We start from the raw sequence: 18,041 nt of genomic DNA on the forward strand, positions 1-18,041 counted from the left end.
TTATGCTCCGTTCGCGGCGAGCGTGCCGGACGCAGCGGACGCAGCGGACGCAGCGGACGCAGCGGACGCAACGGATGCATCGGCCGAAGCGAGCGCCGCGTCGAACGCACGTTGCAACGCAGGCTGATCGAGGTCTTCGCCGATCAGCACGAAACGGCTCGGGCCGCTTTCGCCGGCCTGCCAGCGTCGATCGAAATAGCTGTCGAAACGGCGGCCCACGCCCTGAATCACCAGACGCATCGGCGCGCCCGGCAATGCCGCGAAACCTTTCACGCGATAGATCGTGCTGGTTTCGACCAGCGTCTGCAACGCCGCGATCGCCGCTTCGCGCGAATGCACGTCCGCCTGCACGACCACCGAATCGAATTCGTCGTGATGGTGATCGGCGTCGTCGACGGAACCGTGATGGTCGTGGCGCAAATGAATCGTGTCTTCCGATGCCGCTTCGAGACCGAACAGCGTATGCAGATCGAGCTGCCCCATCTGCGCGCGCACGATTTTGACCTGCGGCGGAATCTCGTCGCGGATCAATGCCTCGACCGCGCTCTGCCCCGCGGCGTCGAGCAGATCGGTCTTGTTCAGAATCACCAGATCGGCCGCCGACAACTGGTCTTCGAACAATTCGTGCAGCGGCGACTCGTGGTCGAGATTCGGATCGGCCTGGCGCTGCGCATCGACGGCGACGGGGTTGTCGGCGAACTGGCCGCTCGCCGCGGCCGGGCCGTCCACCACGGTGATCACCGCGTCGACGGTAAAGCTGCTCTTGATCTGCGGCCAGTTGAACGCCTGCACGAGCGGCTTGGGCAGCGCGAGACCGGACGTTTCGATCAGCACGTGATCGATCTCGTCGCGGCGCTCGACGAGCTTTTCCATCACCGGAAAGAACTCTTCCTGCACGGTGCAGCACAGGCAGCCGTTCGCCAGTTCATACAGTTGGCCTTCGGTTTCCACGCCGTTTTCGTCGCAGCCGATCCCGCAACCCTTGAGGATCTCGCCATCGATCCCGAGTTCGCCGAACTCGTTGACGATCACCGCGATGCGTTTGCCGTCCGCATGCTGAAGAATGTGCCGCAGCAACGTGGTCTTGCCGCTGCCGAGAAAGCCCGTGACGATGGTGACGGGGATCTTGCGCATTGAATGCGCCTGGCGGGTTTGCTTGTCCATCGTGAGGTCCATCCGTGGGAGTTGCACGGGCACGCCGGCGCGCCTGATCGCGATCTGAACGGAAGCGTGGCAGGCGCGAACAACACGCGCTGCGTCCCACGACGACAAACCGGATAGATCACGAAGCACGGGGACGAACGGCGGCGTTGCCGCGACAACGGGAAACAGAAAGCGGGAGATCATGGACGCGCGCCGCATCCCCGCGGCGTTGGTCCTGCGTGTTCTGGCCGGTATCCGGGCTGGCGAAAGCGCCGCTTCCCCTTCCCGGGCGAGGAATTTCTCGCCCAGTGGTGATATGCCGACGCGGCCTTGCGCGTGGACATCGAAGCCGGCTCCGCGGCGCCGGTGATGAACCGACGCCACATTTCGCTTACCGTTGCGGGGGCAGCACAGGTTGACCGGTCCAATGCGGACAGGCGCCCTGTTTCCCGTTTAACTGCGTGCGCGGGAGGCGCGCACGCGAGCACCAAAGTGCGTGCGAGTGTAGGCGCGCGGGCCCTCGGCGTCAAGGCGGCATCGGCCGGGAAGGCTTATCGGGCGGGGCGCCGTGTGCTATCGTATGCGCGCGTTTGGTGCCCGCACATGCGTTCGCGTGTGCAGTTAAACGGGAAACAGGCCGCGCCCTCGTGCGCTTAACCTGTGCTGTCCCCGCAACGGTAAGCGACCAGCGGCGTTTCATTCGGCGGCACCTCGACAGTTTTTTCGCGAGGGCCGCGAACCCGCGCCGCGCATGCGTTTTTCGACGCCACTGTCCGATGAAAACCTCGATGAAAATCGACGCGTCCGGACGGGAAGGCAAAGCGCGTGAGGTCGTCAGCCCGGATACCGGCCAGACGCGGAGGCGGCGGCCATCACGCCGCCGGCCGCCGGAATCCGCGAGGGACGGATGTGATGGCGTTGTAGCACGACATGACAGATTCACGCGCGCGTTTGCGTCTTCGCGTTTGCGTATTCGCGTTTCCGTCTTCGTTCGTCGCTTTCGTTGGGTCGACACCGGTCGATCGACGCAGGCGTACAGCGTGGCGAACCACCTCTGTCGTTTGTGCCGGAATTCGTCGTATCGCATGACATCCTTATCGACCGCCGGGCGCTCGCTGAACGCCGGCATTGGCTGCCGCTCGCGCAGCAGCGCCGATCAGATCGAGGCGGCGGTGCGCGCCGCGCTCGGCGCATCGCTTCGCATCGAACAGATTGCAAGCGTGGCCTCGATCGACAGCAAAGCGCACGAAGCGGGACTGCTTGAATTCTGCGCGCGTCATGCGCTGCCCCTCGTCTTTTTCAGTCGCGAGCAGATCGCCGCACTGCCGGTCTCCACCGCTTCGGCGGCGGCGCAAGCTCATCTCGGTGTCGACGGCGTATGCGAGCCGTGCGCGCTGCTGGCCGCCGGCGACGGCGCGCGCCTCGTCGCCGGCAAAACCATTCACGAAGGCGTCACCGTGGCGATCGCCACCCGCACCCGCAGCACCCGCAGCGCGATTAGCGCCACGAACGCCGCCGCCCTCCACCCACAGGACCCGTCATGAAAACCGATCCCGAATCCCATCAACGGATGACCGAGCGCCGGCGCGAAGGCCACGAAAAGAAACAGGCCAGCGCGACCGTCGAGAAAGGTCTGCTGATCGTCAACACCGGCACCGGCAAGGGCAAGACCACGGCCGCGTTCGGCATGGCCGTGCGCGTGCTCGGGCACGGCATGCGGCTCGGCGTGGTGCAGTTCATCAAGGGCGCCCTGCATACGTCGGAGCGCGATTTTCTCGGCGCGATCGCGCAGTGCGATTTCGTCACGATGGGCGACGGCTACACGTGGAACACGCAGAATCGCGACGCCGACATCGCGACCGCGCGCAAGGGCTGGGACGAAGCGCGGCGGATGATCGAAAGCGGCGACTACCAGATGGTGATCCTCGATGAGCTGAACACCGTCCTCAAATACGAGTATCTGCCGCTCGACGAAGTGCTCGGCGTGCTGAACGGGCGTGCCGACATGCTGCACGTGGTGGTGACCGGCCGCCACGCGCCGGATGCGCTGATCGAAGCCGCCGACCTCGTCACCGAAATGCGCATCGTCAAGCATCCGTATCGCGAGCAAGGCGTGAAGGCGCAACGCGGCGTGGAGTTTTAACGGATGTGCGCAAGCGGCGACAACACGGGGTCGGCGGCTTCGGCGACCTCTGCAGCGGCCCCGGCAGCTTCAGCAAGCACGCGACCGGCAGGCACCAACACGCTTGCCGCCGGCAGTTCCGTGCACGCGTGCCCCGCGCTGTTCATCAGCGCGCCCGCGTCGGGTCAGGGCAAGACCACGATCACCGCGGGCCTCGCGCGCTATCACCGTCGTCTGGGCCGGCGCGTGCGCGTGTTCAAGACCGGCCCGGACTTTCTCGACCCGATGATCCTCGCACGCGCAAGCGGCGCGCCGGTACTGTCGCTCGATCTATGGATGGTCGGCGAGGACGCGTGCCGCGCGTTGCTCGCGCAGGCGGCGGCCGAAGCGGACCTGATCCTGATCGAAGGCGTGATGGGTCTGTTCGACGGCACGCCGAGCAGCGCCGATCTCGCCGCCGCGTTCGGCGTGCCGGTGCTCGCGGTGATTTCGGCGAAGGCCATGGCGCAGACCTTCGGCGCGATCGCGTTCGGCCTCGCGCATTTCAGGCCCGAGGTACCGTTTCACGGCGTGCTCGCGAATCGGGTCGGCTCCGCGCGGCACGCGCAGATGCTTCAAGAAGCGCTGCCGGCGGATCTACGCTGGTGCGGCCACATTGCCGCGAGCGATGAAATCCAGTTGCCGGATCGCCATCTCGGCCTGCATCAGGCCGCCGAGATCGCCGATCTCGACGCACGGCTCGACCTCGCCGCCGATGCGCTCGCCCAGACCGCACTCACCGCCCTAACCGAACTGCCGCCGCCGGTCGCTTTCGCCGCGCCGGCAAGCGCGCCATTGCCCCGTCTTCTGGCCGGCAAAACCATCGCGATCGCCCGCGATGCCGCGTTCTCGTTCGTCTACCCGGCCAATCTGACGCTGCTGGCATCGCTCGGCGCGCGACTCGCGTATTTTTCGCCGCTCGCCGACGAAGCCGTGCCGCCCGCCGCCGACGCCGTCTATCTGCCCGGCGGCTACCCCGAGCTGCATGCGGCCACGCTCGCCGGCAATGCACGCAGCGCGGCCGCGTTGCGCGCGCACGTGGCGGCCGGCAAAGCGCTCGTCGCCGAATGCGGCGGCATGCTGTATCTGCTCGACAGCCTCACGGACACGCACGGCACGCGCACGCCGATGCTCGGCCTGCTCCCCGGCGATGCCACCATGCAGCCGCGCTTCACCGCGCTCGGCATGCAGCAGCTCGACGGCCCGCACGGCACGCTGACCGGCCACACGTTTCACTACTCCAGGCTCAGCACGCCGCTCGCGCCGCTTCGCCACGCCACGCGGCCAAACGCCGCGACACAGGGCGAAGCCCTATATCGCCACGGCGCCATCGTGGCAACCTACATGCATGCTTACTGGCCCTCCAACCCGGCCTTCACGGCCGCCCTGTTCCATGGCGAAGCCTTTTAACGATCCCGACCGCGACGCCGTCTACCGGGCGATTTACGAACGGCGCGACATGCGCCATTTCGTGCGCGATCCGGTCGACCCGGCCGTGCTGCAACGCCTGCTCGACGCCGCGCATCACGCGCCGAGCGTCGGCTTCATGCAGCCGTGGCGGATCGCGCGTGTCACCGATCCGGCGCTGCGCGCCGCGCTGCACGCGTGCGTGGACAACGAGCGGCTCGCCACCGCCGACGCCCTCGGCAAGCGCCGCGACGAGTTCATGAAGCTCAAGGTGGAAGGCATGCTGGACTGCGCGGAACTGCTGGTGATCGCGCTGATGGATGGACGCGAACGGCATGTATTCGGACGCCGCACGTTGCCGGAGATGGATCTCGCGTCGGTCGCGTGCGCGATCCAGAACATGTGGCTCGCCGCGCGCGCGGAAGGTCTCGGCATGGGCTGGGTGTCGCTGTTCGACGTCGACGAAGTGCGTGCGCTGCTGCATATGCCGGCCGGCGCGCGGCCGGTGGCGATTCTGTGCCTCGGCCATGTCGATCAGTTCTACAGCGAACCGATGCTCGAAACCGAACGCTGGGCGAGCCGTGTGCCGCTCGCCGAGTGCGTGTATGAAAACCGCTGGCCCGAGGCGGACCCGGGCGCTTCGTCCTGAACGCTAGCGCGAACGCGCTTCGTCAAGGTTGCAGCGGCTTCACCGAGATCACGTCCGTCGCGCCGCTGCTTGCGTCGGTGCGCAGTTTCACGCGCCAGTCGGCCGGCATCGCGAACGGCAGCTTCGCCAGCGCGCTTTTGACCAGCGCGGGCATCGCGTGCAGCGGATCGGCGTCGCGATCCGCGCTGACCGCGCTGACTTTATAGACTTCCTGGCCACTCGCACGAGCGAAGAAACGCAGCGTCAGTTCGTGCCGGTACGCGGGTCCGCCGAACAGCGAGAACGGCGCGTGGGGTGGCGACGCGCAACGGCCTGCCCCGCAATTTTTCGTGTCGACGCCGACCGCGGCCAGTCGCGTGTCGTACGCGATCGACAACAGATAGCGCGCGGATGTCGCCGAGTTACCGCCGGCGTCGGTAAAGCCCTGCTTCGCCAGTTCGTCGCGCAACAACTGCTCGAAACGCGGATGATCCGCGCTGGCATCCTGCGACGGCATGCGCGCGAGCGTGTAAGTGCGCTCGCCTTGCAGCGCCGCCGCCGCGTCCTCGGCGTGGGACGTGTGCACGTCGGCGCTCGGGCCCGCGCAACCAGTGAGGCTCAGCGCGGCCAGCGCGGTACAGATCAGGATCGCTTTCACCATCGTCTCGCTTCGATAAAGGGCATGCTCGTCGTCGTTTTCGTGTTCGGGCTCATGTTCGTTTTCATGTTCGGGCTCACGCGCGCGGCGCGGTCGGCACTTCGGATTGCGTGTCCTCCAGCGCGGGCAGATCGATCGTGAAGGCCGTGCCCTTGCCCGGCGCGCTGACCACGCCGACCTCGCCGCCGTGACGCGTGACCACCGTCTTCACGAAGGCCATCCCGAGCCCCGCGCCGCCCACTTCCGGCCGCTCGGCTTCGTGAAAGCGCCGGAACCGTTCGAAGAGTCCCGCCTGCTGTTCCATCGGAATCCCGTAGCCTTCGTCGCGGATCGTGCAGGACACGCGTCTCGCGGCACCGGATACGCCAGGCGCCGCGACGACGCTCGCCAGGCTGCACGTGATCCGCGTGTCGGGCGGGCTGTACTTCACTGCGTTGTTCAGAATATTGACGAGAGCGCGCGTCATCAACGACCGGTCGACGCAGATCCAGTGGCCGTCGTCGTCGCCTTGCTCACCCTGCTCCGCGCCCGCCTCCATCTGCAATGCGATGCGCTTGGCGTGCGCCTGCGGCCAGACTTCGTCGCTCGCATCGATCAGCAGCTCGGCCAGGTTCACCGGTTCGAGCACGTAGGCCTGCGACTCGGCACGCGCCAGTTGCACGAAGTCGTCGGCGAGCGTCAGCGCGCGTTGCGCGTAGCGTTCGATGCGCTCCAGCAAGCCGCGCGCGAGCACCGGTTCGGCGCGGGCCCGTTCGATTTCCACCAGCGCCAGGATCGACGCCTGCGGCGAACGCATGTCGTGCGACAGCAGCCGCAGCGCGTCTTCCCGCTGACGCTCGGCCGCATGCAGCGCCGACACGTCGACGAGACCCGCGATCCAGCCGGTCGTCTCGCCCTGCGCGTTGGTGCAGTTCGCGTAGCGCAGCAGGTGATCGCGTCCGCTCGCGTCGCGTACTTCGACGCCCTGCGCCATCAGCGCGGCGAACTCGCCGCGCGTCGGGTCGAGCAGCGCGGGCCATTGCGCGTGCGCGAGCAGATTGTTGTCCGCGTCGGTGGCGGCGTTGCGGTCGATCGTCTTCACCAGCGCGAGGCCGCCGAGCACCGCGTGCATCGGCTGTCCTTCCGGCGCCGGCGCGTTCAGGCGCGCGAAATGGGCCTTGGCCGCGTGGTTCGCGATCAGCACCACGCCGCGCACATCGCTCACGAGAATCGGCTCGGGCACGCTGTCGAGACTGTCCCACACGAAGCGCTTCATGTCCTGCACGCGCTGCGCGGCTTGCGCCATCAGCGCCATGTGCTGCTCCAGCACGTCGCCGCCGAACTCGCGGCCGCGCGGCGGTGTCAGCGGCGTTTGCGGCAGCAGATGCGGTTCGTCCGCGAGACGCTGCAACTCCTTGCGCAGATAGGCCATCGTCATTTCGAGGCGGCGCCAGTTCCAGATCGGATACACCACGACCATGCCGGCGATGGCGGGCACCGGCGACATCCATAGCCGCGCGCCGTACAGCAACGCGGCGCTGCCGGCCGCCGCGAGCGCGCACAGCGCGCCGGTCAGCAACAGCGAACGGCGCGGCGACAGCACGAGGAAACCGGCCAGCAACACGACGAGCGGCACGAACGACACCGCGCACAGCACCCACGGCTCGGCCGGTTCGATTGCCCGGCCGGTGAGCAGCGTGTCGAGTACGTTCGCGTGGATGTACACGCCCGGCAGCGGACCCAGTTCGCCGGAGACCGGCGTCGCGAAACGGTCGTACAGACCGGAGGCGGTCACGCCGATCAGCACGATGCGGCCACGGAGCCGATCGGCGGACACGGCGCCGTCGAGTACGTCGGCGAAACTCAGCTTGCTGTAGTTCTCCGCGTTCGGCCCGAACGGAATCAGGAAGCGCCCCTCGCCATCGACGGGTTGCGCAGCGGGCTGGGCCGCGCCGGCCGTGACGTCGCTCAATCGCAGCGAACCATTCGCCACCGCCTGCGCGGCGGGCACCATCAACTGCGGCCAGCGCGACGGCGCGTCGCCCTCGAAGCGCGCGACGCTGCGCACGATCCCGTCGCTGTCCACTTCGAGATTGATATGGCCGAGTCCGGCCGCCGCGCGCGCGAGCGGCGCGACCGGTTCGACCACGCTACGCTGCCCCGCGCCGTCCGGCGCGCTCAGCAGCACCGGCAGATAGGTGGGACTCAGCGCGATCGCGCGGGCCAGTCCGGCGTCTTCCGGATTGGCCTCGGTGAACAGCACGTCGAAGATCACCGCGGCGGGCTTCGCCTCCGCGAGCCGTTCGAGCAGCCGCGCATGGACGCTGCGCGGCCACGGCCAGCGGCCGAGCCGCGCGATGCTCGCGTTGTCGATTTCGACCACCACGATGTCGCGCAGCAAGGGCTGCGCATGCACGCTCAGAAAGCGGTCATAGACCAGTTGATCGACGCTCGCGGAAAAACGTCCGAGCGAGCTGAGCAGAATCACGACGACACCCAGACAGCCGAGCGCCATCCATTCGATCAGGAAGCGGCGCCCGGCGCGCCGTCCGAGACGGGCGCGGGGATCGAGGCTCAGGCGCGGGGTTGGGTTCGGCAAGGCGTTGCGTGCTCGGGAGCGATGAGACGGGCCGACAGCCGGCCCGGTCCCGTGAATCTACAGTCTCAGCGCGCCAGCGTAAACGAACGCACCGCGCTGCTCTTCTCGTAGAAGCGGCCGTTCTCGAACTGCTCGGCGACGATCGTCCAGTAGTAGACGCCGGGCGGCAGGTCGCTCACCACCAGCTGGCCACCCGTCAGATCGGTACGGTCGACGATCGGCTGCCGCAGATCCGCGCTCGCGGCCAGCACGAAACGGAAGCGCGTCTCGACCGTGCTGCGGCTGACGAACCAGCGGAACTCGTAGTCGCGGCTGCCCGCACGCTGCGCGCCGAGGCCGACAACCCCAGTTGACGACGCTCGAATGCATAGACCTGCGGCAGGCCTTCGAGACCGTGCGCGTCGATCGCGGCGATGCGCACGAAATAGGTGCCGTCGGCGAGATCGCCGAAGTCCGCATGCGGCGCGCCGACCCGCAGATCGCGGACGAGGTCGAGCTGATCGGCATCGCGCGCGATCTGCACGCGGTAGCCGTGCGCCTCGGCATCGGGAACGAGGTCGAAGGCGACCGTCTTGCCGTCCTGCACCCTGGCCGGTTGCGTCAAGGCGGGCGCCGCCAGCAACGCGACCGGCGCGCCGATCGTGTCACCCGCGCGCGTGATGCTGCCGAAGCTCGCCTTCACCAGTTGCGCCGACGCCTGCAGCGGCACGCCCGGCTGCGGCGCCGCTGCGTGGCCGTCGAGCGTGGCCGGATCGACGCCGACTGCGCCGTCGAGCACTTCGACCGCGGTGGTGTGGGCGTCGTCGTCATAGGCGACCTTGAAGCGCGTGCCACGCACGCCCGCCACCACCGACGGCGAACGGATCTGGAACCGGTCGTCCGGCCGGGTCGCGTGCGTGACCTGACTGTCGACTTCGCCGTGACGCAATGCGAGCACGCGGTCGCCCGCGCCCGTCAACGTGGTGCGCCGCAAGCGCGCGATGTCGACGTCGGCATCGTGCGCGATGGTCACGTGCGAGCCGTCCGGCAGTTCGAGCGACACGAACCCGTCGCGGCCGGTGCGGATATGGTCGCCTTCGCCGAGCGTCGCGCCTTCCACCAGCGGACGGAACGGGCTCTTGCCGAAGGCGTGATCGACGGGGCCGCTCGTCGCGATCACGCGTGCGGATTCCTGGTCCTGCTTGAGCCTGTCGGCGGGCAGGCGCAACGCGATGCCGGCCGGCATGCGGCGCGGTGCGGGGACATGGTTGAGGCGGCTCAGCACCGCCCAGTCGCCCGGGTCGCGCAGATAGAGGCCGGCGATTTCGTAGAGCGTGTCGCCGTCGCGCGTCGTGTAGGTGACATAGGACGGCGTTGCCGGCGCGCGCGGCTTCGACGCGCGTGTGCCTTGGGCGTGGGCCGGAATCGAGGTGGCGCAGCAGAAGGCGACCAGGCTCGCGGCGAGCCAGCCGGTGCGGGGACGAATACGGTTATCGTTGGCCACGGTTCCCGCCACTACTGCGGGAACCGTCACGCGTCCCCCTCGTCGGGGCGTGCATCGGCGGCTGCGGGCTGCGGCGCGGAGTCGACCCGCTCGATCCGCTCGATCCGCTCGACCCGCTCGATCCGTTCGAGCCGGTAGCCGTAACCGTAGATCGGCGTCAGCCGGTAACCGTGCTCGGGACGCAGGCCAAGCTTGCTGCGCAGCATCGACACGTGGGTGTCCATCGTGCGCGACGGGATATCGGTCGCCTGTTTCCAGATCACGTCGAGGATATGCGCGCGCGACAGCGGCCGGCTCAGGTGCTGGAACAGCAGCAGCGCGAGTTCGAATTCCTTCTGCGTGACCGCGATCGTCGCGCCGCGCACCACCACGTGCTTCGCGCCCAGATCGAATTCGAAATCGCCGAACGTTTCCTTCACGGCGGCCGGCTTCAGGTGATACGCGCGGCGCAGCAGCGAGCCCACGCGCGCCAGCAGCACGGCGGCAGACACCGGTTTGACGACGTAATCGTCCGCGCCGGTGTTGAGAATCGACGTGATGTCGGTCTCGCGGCCGCGGCTCGTCATGAACAGCACCGGCAGGCGTTCGGACAGGCTTTCGCGCACCCAGCGCAGCACTTCCTCGCCGGACATGTCGGGCACGTTCCAGTCCAGCACCAGCAGATCGAACGTCTGACGCCGCAACTGCCTCACCAGCTCGCGGCCCGCGCCGAATGCATGGCAAATGTGGCCAGCGGCCGACAGTGTTTGACACACCAGATCGGCCTGAGCCGAATCGTCATCCAGGACAGCAATTCTCATAAATCCCCGCAACGCGACAACGTCATTCGTAACTGATGGCCGGCTGACCGCTGGGGCGCCAGCCGCTGGATCGCCAGCCGCCGGGATGCCGGCGACGACGCCGGCGAACCGGTCGCCGGCGAACCGGGCTTCCGCTTTTCGCTTCCACTTCGGCAGCTTTTCTTCGACTTGTGGTCCTTTGCCTTGCGCCCTGTTCAGTTGTACCGCCGCCTCGTCTCAAAATTGGCGCGCCATGTGGGATGCTTGATTCGGCGCGCGTCAATGGGCCCGTTTCGCGTAGCCCGTTTCAACGGGCTCCTGAGCTCTGATTATCGAGGGACGGCAATTCATCATAATCGAAAAAACAACCGTTTTTCCGTGTCCGGCATGCCGGGAAACCGCATGCCGGGCGGCTCTGCGATGGGAGCCGTTACTGCCGCGCCCCGCCGTGCATCAGGCTTCGGCGACAGCCGGGAATTAAAACCCTTAAGGGTTAAAAAGCCAGTTCGGTCGGTCTCGCTCGCACGGTGATTGGCCCCGTCCGCCTATTGTTTAATGCACGTCGCATCCGGGTTAGGACACGGCGATTTGACAATTTGCGAGTCAGTATAGGAATAGTCTCAAAATAAATCGTTTAAGGATTGTTAAGTCGGGTTTTAACGAACCATCAATCGGTGTCGCCTCGTATCGCCACACGTACAGGTCATCCAGCACAAGGCCGTCGTTACCGCCTCAAATTCGCCAAAAAACTCAATTTATCTATATAATTCAACGAAATTGTCGCTCGCCAATCCGCCATATGCACGCCAACAACATGATCGAGCCGGCGTTTCCGAACGACGGCGAGATGATCGACGTTCTCGACAAGGTCGCTGACCTGCGAGCCGCCGCCGCACAACTCTCCGCCAGCGCGGGACCGGCTTCGCGCGATGTGCTCGCACCGCTGCTGCGCGCCATGAACTCGTACTACACGAACAAGATCGAGGGGCAGCACACCTATCCCGCGGATCTTGAAGCGGCGATCGAGCGGAATTTCTCGAAGGAAGACGAAACGTACCGGCGCCAGCAACTCGCCATCGCTCACATGCGGCTGGAGAAAGAACTTGAGCCGGTTGCGTTGCAGTCGTCCTGGGCGCAGCAGTTCAGTCCCGAGTGGATCTGCCGGATTCACCGTGAGCTTTACATGCAACTGCCGGAGGCGTCGCTGATCATCAAGGACGCCAGGGACCAGCCGCGAGGCAAGCTCGTTCCCGGCGCCTTGCGCGATATCGAGGTGACGGTGGGCAACCATCGCGCGCCGCCGGTCGAGATGCTGCCCGATCTGCTGCGGCATTTCGCATTCCGCTACGGGGTCGACAATTACTCGACGAGCAGAAAGGTCGCCGCGGCAGGCGCGGCATTGCATCGTTTATCGTGGATTCATCCGTTCGCGGATGGCAACGGCCGCGTAAGCCGTTTGCAGAATCACCTGCTCCTCACCCATCTCAAACTGACCGACGGACTCTGGTCGCCGATGCGCGGCCTCGCCCGTCGGCAGGCTGACTATTATGCGGCGCTCGGCGCAGCCGACAACCCGCGCAGAAACGATACCGATGGCCGCGGTAACCTGAGTTCCAGCGGCTTGACGCAATTCCTTTCGTTCTGGCTCGACGTGTGTATCGATCAGGTGGCGTTCATGTCCGGGCAGTTGTCGTTCGCCACGCTCGAACACCGCTTCGGCAGTCTGGCTTTGCAGATCACGCACGACTTCGGCCGCAGCATGTCGCATTCGCGCAATGCGATTCAGCCGGAGCAACTTGGCCGCGCGCTTTATCGCCTGTTTCAGATCGGCCGGTTGGAGCGCGGCGAATTCAAGGCGATGCTGGTTTCGGCGGACCGGACCGCGTCGCGTGCGATCGCACAGTTGCTGGCGTTGCGGCTCGTCAAGAGCGCAAGCCGGGTCGGGCCGCTGGAACCGGGATTGCCGTTCTTCAGCCTGCGTTTTCTGTTTCCTGGCCTGTGGCCCGAGGCCGATGGTGTGCCGGTACCGATCATCGACGCCGCTGCGCAAAAGAACGACGTCGCTTAGGCGGCGTGCGTGTCAGGTGAGGCGGGCATAAAAAAACGGCGTCGCCCCGACAAGGAAGCGACGCCGCTGAACACACCACCCTCGCGGGGGTCTAGCCGCACGAGTGACCTAACGGTAGCCGTTCGGAAAAGCGCGCTCAAGATGAAAGAACTGCGTTTGTAACGGCGCGCCAGGTAGCAATTACGCATCCCGTGAAGCGCGTTCGCGTCAGATCGAAGCGGCATCGGCGCCGCAAAATCATCAGATTTTAAGCATCATTAAACGTCAATTTACAGTCGCAGACGTTTGTTACAGACGCGTCTTTTAGCACCGTCGTTCGTGTTCAGGTCAAAAACCCAACATGTGGCGAATGCGAGCAGCGCGCGCCGCTCAACGTTCGCCTTCCAACTCCGGCATCGGCGCGAACAACGCGTCGAGATCGTCGTCGGAGAACTTGGTCGCGCCGGCTGAATCCTCGGAAAGAATGCTGTCCGCGAGCCCCGCTTTCTGCTCCTGCAACTCGACGATCTTTTCCTCGATGCTGCCCGCCGCGATCAGCTTGTAGACGAACACCGGCTTGTCCTGCCCCAGCCGGTGCGCGCGGTCGGTCGCCTGATTCTCGGCCGCCGGATTCCACCACGGGTCGTAGTGAATCACGGTATCGGCGGCGGTCAGGTTCAGACCCACGCCGCCCGCCTTCAGGCTGATCAGGAACAACGGCACCTCGCCTTGCTGGAACCGCTCGACCGGCGTGACGCGATCCGTCGTGTCGCCGGTCAGCAGCACGTAGGGAATCGCCGCTTCGTCGAGCGCTTCGCCGATCAGCGTCAGCATGCCGGTAAACTGCGAGAACAGCAGCACGCGCCGGCCTTCGTCGATCAGCTCCGGCAGCATCGACAGCAGCAGATCGAGCTTGGCCGAGCGCATCGGACGCAGCGGTTTTTCGATAATGTCCGCCTTGTCAGACTTCGCAGCTTTCGCCGCTTTCGCCGCCTTGCCTCGCTTCGCGCCGGACGCCGGGTCCGCTTGATCCACCCGATCCGCCGCGCCTACGCCGCTTTCCGTTCCGAGCGCCAGCGTTCTAACCAGTCGCGGATCGCAACACACCTGCCGCAACTTCAGCAACGCATCCAGCACGATGATGTGGCTGCGCGCGAGTCCCTGCGCGCTGACCGCCGCGCGCACCCGCTCCTGCATGGCGGTGCGCACGGTTTCGTACAGATCGCGCTGCTCGCCCTCCAGATCGACCGAGCACATGATGGTCGTCTTGGCTGGCAACTCCTTCGCGACCTCGTCCTTGCGACGCCGCAGCATGAACGGCCGGATGCGCCGCGCCAGCAGCGCGCGGCGCACGCCGTCGCCGTTCTTTTCGATCGGATTGCGCCAGCGTTTGGTGAAGTCCTGCTGGCTGCCGAGAAAACCCGGCAGCAGAAAATCGAACTGCGACCATAGTTCGCCGAGGTGATTCTCCAGCGGCGTCCCCGTCAAACACAGCCGATGCCGCGCGCGCAAACCACGAATCGCCTGCGCGGCCTTGGTGGTGGCGTTCTTCACGTACTGCGCCTCGTCGAGAATCAGCAGGTGGTAGTCGTGTTCGGCGAGCACCTTCTGATCGCGCCACAGCAACGCGTAGGTGGTCAGAATCAGTTCGTGTTCGACGATCTGCTCGAAGCGCTCCTTGCGCTGCGGGCCGTTGAGCACCAGCACCTTCAGAGCGGGCGCGAAGCGCCGCGCTTCCTCGCGCCAGTTGTGCACCAGCGTGGTCGGCACGACGATCAGCGCGGGCCGCGTCAGACGTCCCGCTTCCTTTTCGGCGAGGATGTGCGCGAGCGTCTGCACGGTCTTGCCGAGTCCCATGTCGTCGGCGAGCACACCGGCCAGATCCTGTTCGCGCAGATACTGCATCCAGTTCAGCCCCTGCTGCTGATACGCGCGCAATTCCGCCTTCAGGCCGCCCGGCACCGGCACCTCGCGCAGGCCCGGCCCCGCCTGCAGACGCTGCGCGAGTTGCCGGACCGAATCCTCGCCGTTGAACTGCCAGCGGCCGGTATCGTTCAAGGCGTTCAAGCGGCCGGCGTCGACGGCGGCCACGCGCAGCGGCGCGCCGTCCGCGAGCGTACCGCCGAGCGCGTCGAACAGATCGACCAGCACGCGCACCACCGGCTTCAACCGGTCGGCACGCAGGCGCAGACGCTTGTTCTCCTCGGTCTTCAACTCGATCTTTTCGTCGTCGGCGATCGATTCGAGCGCGCCGTTCAACCAGCGGCGATCGCGCCGGAACAGGTCGGCGAGCAGCGGCTCCAGCCGCACGTTGCGCTCGCCGATGCGGATGCCCATCTCCAGATCGAACCAGCCGTCGCCGGCTTGATGCGCGGTGCCGTCGATCGCATCGATCTCGATCACGTTGTAGCGGAACGCGGACGCCATGGTCACGCGCCAGCCTTTGGCGACAAGCTCCGGCACGGCGTCGTTGACGAATTCGGACCACGCGTCGGCATCGGGCAAGCCAAGCATCGTGTCGGGCAGCAGACGCGACGCGAAGACGCGGCTCGTCGGCACTTTCTGCAAACCGGTGCGGCGCAGTTCCAGCAGACGTTTTTTCTCGGCTTCGTAGCGGCGGCGAATATGGATCACGTCGCCGCCAGGCATCGGCACCAGCGTGACATTGCTGTCGACGTTGATGCTCACGCCGTCGTAGTCGAAGCTCACGCCCGCCAGTTCGACCGCCTCGGTTTTGCGCATGCCCGCCTTGCTCGCCGACGGCAGCGTGTGGCTGTTCAGCGTGAGCACCGGCACCGGTTCGACGTCGATCACGCGGATCGACGAGCCGTCCTGCGTGGGCGGCAACGGCAGGTCGGGCGCGATTTCGCGCAGCACGGAGGCGACCAGCGGCGCCTCGGCGAGCGAGATCGGCGGCATCGCGAGGTAGTCGGGCAACTGCTGGAACGGCAGCGACGATTCGACGATGCCCGCCTCGTTCGCGACGCCGTCCACGTACCACACCGGTTCCGTCGGCAACACCATGCTGGCGCGCGGCTCGGTGCGCAACACGGGGCGCAGGCGCTCGTCGGCAAGCGGCTCCCATTCGATGCGGCCAGGCCGATCCGCGCCGAGCGCCAGCGGCGTGGGACTGTCGCGACCGGGCTCGGTGTTGAAATCGAAGAACAGACGCCCGGTCGCGATCAGTTTCTGCAGCATCTCGGCGCCGCTCGTGCCGCGCAGGATGAACTGGCCGAAGTCCTCGCGCGAACGGCCGAGCCACAGGCCGCGCAGGATCGACAGGTCTTCGTCGGAGACGAATCTGGGTTGCTTGATCAGCGCGGCTTCGACGTTGGACCACGGTTCGTCGATCCGGAACACCGTGCCGTCCACGTTGAAGTGCGCGCGGTACAGCACCACCTCGTGGCGCATGTGGAAGTCGGACCAGTTCAGCCGGTAGGCGAGCGTCTGGCTGCGCGGCGCGGTGGAGGTCTGGGCGTCGGCCTCGGCTTCGGCGCGCGCGCGAAAGCGTTCGAGCCAGCTGACCAGTTCGGGACGCACGCCGCCCGCTGCCGACGCATGCGCCGGATTGGCCGCGAAGCCCGTTAGCGGGCGGAAATCGCGGCTGGCGTCGTGGTTGGCTTCACCGGCAAGGTGGCCGCTGTGGCCGCTTTCACCGCTGTAACCGGCGGGGTTGCCGGAGTCGCCGGGGTTAGCGCCGTCCGCCTCGCCGCCACGCTCGTCGAAGTTCACATGGTTGATGTGATCCATCTCGTCGTGATAGTCGAGTTCGGCGAGCAGCAACGCCGCGACATGCTTGCAATCGCGGCCGACCGGGCAGGTGCAATCGCCCTGCGCCCACGGCGAGCCGCCATCGGTGCGAAAGCGCACGCGCGTCTTGTACGGCTGCGCGCGCGTGCCTTGCACATAGCCGCTCAGCGAGGTGCCGTGCCACTTGAGATTCGTGACCGCGCCGACCGAGCGCGCCTTGGCGAGCGTGTGCGCACCGAGCCATTCCGCAATCCGTTCCCGATCGAAGAAAACTGACGACATCAGGGTCCATCCTGCTGTTGTTCTGTTCAGGCCTGTTCAGGCAAAAGCGCCCCCGGACGCGGGATAAGCGGCCCGGCGGACGGTCGACGCAGTCCGCGAGCCCGGGTCGCCGACGCCGGTTGCCGAGGGTAATCGGCCATTTTACGACGTGGCGCGCGCTGCTTGCAGACGCGCCGCCGCGGGTTAGAGCGCAGCGGCCGCGGCGACCTCGATCTCCACGCCGGCCGCCGCCAATACCTGCGCGAGCGCCGGCGGCGGCGCTTCGTCCGTCACCAGCAGATCGACGCCGTCCGGCTCGAACACATGAAGCAGCGCGCTATGGCCGATCTTCGCGCGATCCGCCGCGACGATACGGCGCTCGGCCTGCGCAAACGCGGCTTGCGCGAACGCCACGTCGGCGGGCAGCGCATCCATGAAGCGCCCTTGCAGATCGATCGCCGTGACCGAGACGATCGCGTGACGCACGCGGAACTGGCGCAGAAAGGCGAGCACGCTGTCGCCGAACGCGGCGGAGTCGTCGGCGCGCAATTCGCCGCCGGCGATGAATACGCGATTACCGTTGCGCGCATTGAGCACGCGCGCGACTTCGATGGAGTGGGTGACGACCGTCAGACGCGAGCGCGCGGCCAGCGCCTCGGCGATCCGCAGACAGGTCGTGCCGCCTTCGATGATCAACGATTCGCCGTCCCTCACCCGCCCGGCGATGTGCGCGGCCATCGCCCGTTTGCCCTCGAGACTCGTGCCCATGCGACGCGGGAACGGCGGTTCGTCGAGCCGTTCGGGCAGCATCACGCCGCCGTGGACCTTGATTAGCAGGCCGTCCGCGATCAGCGGCTTGATCGTGCGGCGGATGGTTTCGTCGGACACCTCGAAGCGCGCGGCCAGATCCGTAATCGTGCAGGTGCGCTCGTCGCGCACGAGGCGGAGGATTTCGGACTGGCGGAGGGTGGTGAACATGGCGTTGGCGGCATGGTGGACTGGACGGAGTCTAGCAAAAACCACGGAATTCGATGAATCATTCCCACACATTACCGCATCAAACCACATTCAGCGGTAACGGCGATTTCCGTGGACGGCTCGATTCCCGCGGCCTGACTCGCCAATCCATGACCCTTGTGTGACACA

General features: G+C 66.4%; 11 protein-coding genes, 1 pseudogene and 2 riboswitches. Of the genes and pseudogenes, 5 read left to right on the top strand and 7 right to left on the bottom strand.

The features are described 5' to 3' along the window. Entirely contained in the window at nt 1-1,176 is a 1,176-nt protein-coding gene (gene cobW / locus LFL96_RS20265) for a cobalamin biosynthesis protein CobW (protein ID WP_281003813.1), read from the bottom strand. 195 nt (nt 1,177-1,371) lie between these two features. After that, nucleotides 1,372-1,650, bottom strand: a riboswitch (cobalamin riboswitch). 67 nt (nt 1,651-1,717) lie between these two features. Then, nucleotides 1,718-2,013: riboswitch (cobalamin riboswitch) on the top strand. Nucleotides 2,014-2,228: 215 nt separating this feature from the next. Here cobW and LFL96_RS20270 point away from each other — a divergent pair. The 4 genes from LFL96_RS20270 to bluB all read left to right on the top strand — a co-directional run bounded on the left by LFL96_RS20270 (nt 2,229) and on the right by bluB (nt 5,360). Further along, entirely contained in the window at nt 2,229-2,687 is a 459-nt protein-coding gene (locus LFL96_RS20270) for a cobalamin biosynthesis protein (protein WP_281002497.1), read from the top strand. Further along, a complete protein-coding gene (cobO, locus tag LFL96_RS20275) occupies nt 2,684-3,286 on the top strand; it encodes a cob(I)yrinic acid a,c-diamide adenosyltransferase (protein WP_281002498.1) in 603 nt (200 codons plus the stop codon). The genes LFL96_RS20270 and cobO overlap by 4 nt, the downstream gene beginning before the upstream one ends. Nucleotides 3,287-3,406: 120 nt before the next feature. After that, nucleotides 3,407-4,714 carry a cobyrinate a,c-diamide synthase gene (locus LFL96_RS20280; protein ID WP_281003814.1) on the top strand — a complete coding sequence of 436 codons (1,308 nt, stop codon included), beginning with the start codon at nt 3,407-3,409 and terminating at the stop codon, nt 4,712-4,714. Beyond that, nucleotides 4,698-5,360 carry a 5,6-dimethylbenzimidazole synthase gene (bluB, locus tag LFL96_RS20285; RefSeq protein WP_281002499.1) on the top strand — a complete coding sequence of 221 codons (663 nt, stop codon included), beginning with the start codon at nt 4,698-4,700 and terminating at the stop codon, nt 5,358-5,360. The genes LFL96_RS20280 and bluB overlap by 17 nt, the downstream gene beginning before the upstream one ends. A gap of 22 nt (nt 5,361-5,382) precedes the next feature. Here bluB and LFL96_RS20290 read toward each other — a convergent pair whose 3' ends face one another. From LFL96_RS20290 to LFL96_RS20305, 4 genes and pseudogenes are all read right to left on the bottom strand, one after another. Beyond that, nucleotides 5,383-6,000, bottom strand: a complete 618-nt coding sequence (locus LFL96_RS20290; protein WP_281002500.1) for a DUF4136 domain-containing protein — start codon at nt 5,998-6,000, stop codon at nt 5,383-5,385. A gap of 73 nt (nt 6,001-6,073) precedes the next feature. Beyond that, nucleotides 6,074-8,575, bottom strand: coding sequence for a CHASE2 and HATPase_c domain-containing protein (locus tag LFL96_RS20295; protein ID WP_281002501.1), 2,502 nt, complete (start codon nt 8,573-8,575; stop codon nt 6,074-6,076). Nucleotides 8,576-8,640: 65 nt separating this feature from the next. Then, nucleotides 8,641-9,980 (bottom strand): annotated as a pseudogene (locus LFL96_RS20300) (FecR domain-containing protein). 104 nt (nt 9,981-10,084) lie between these two features. Beyond that, a complete protein-coding gene (locus LFL96_RS20305) occupies nt 10,085-10,858 on the bottom strand; it encodes a response regulator transcription factor (RefSeq protein ID WP_281002502.1) in 774 nt (257 codons plus the stop codon). A 778-nt stretch (nt 10,859-11,636) separates the two neighbouring features. Between LFL96_RS20305 and LFL96_RS20310 the strand changes: the two genes are divergently transcribed. Beyond that, nucleotides 11,637-12,905, top strand: a complete 1,269-nt coding sequence (locus LFL96_RS20310) for a Fic family protein (RefSeq protein ID WP_281002503.1) — start codon at nt 11,637-11,639, stop codon at nt 12,903-12,905. 369 nt (nt 12,906-13,274) lie between these two features. Here LFL96_RS20310 and LFL96_RS20315 read toward each other — a convergent pair whose 3' ends face one another. Further along, entirely contained in the window at nt 13,275-16,916 is a 3,642-nt protein-coding gene (locus LFL96_RS20315) for a DEAD/DEAH box helicase (protein ID WP_281002504.1), read from the bottom strand. A gap of 183 nt (nt 16,917-17,099) precedes the next feature. Continuing rightward, nucleotides 17,100-17,873: a DeoR/GlpR family DNA-binding transcription regulator gene (locus tag LFL96_RS20320; protein WP_281002505.1), complete on the bottom strand. Its 774-nt coding sequence runs from the start codon at nt 17,871-17,873 to the stop codon at nt 17,100-17,102. Nucleotides 17,874-18,041 lie beyond the last annotated feature (168 nt).

It is taken from the genome of Paraburkholderia sp. D15 (genome assembly GCF_029910215.1).
GTDB lineage: Bacteria > Pseudomonadota > Gammaproteobacteria > Burkholderiales > Burkholderiaceae > Paraburkholderia.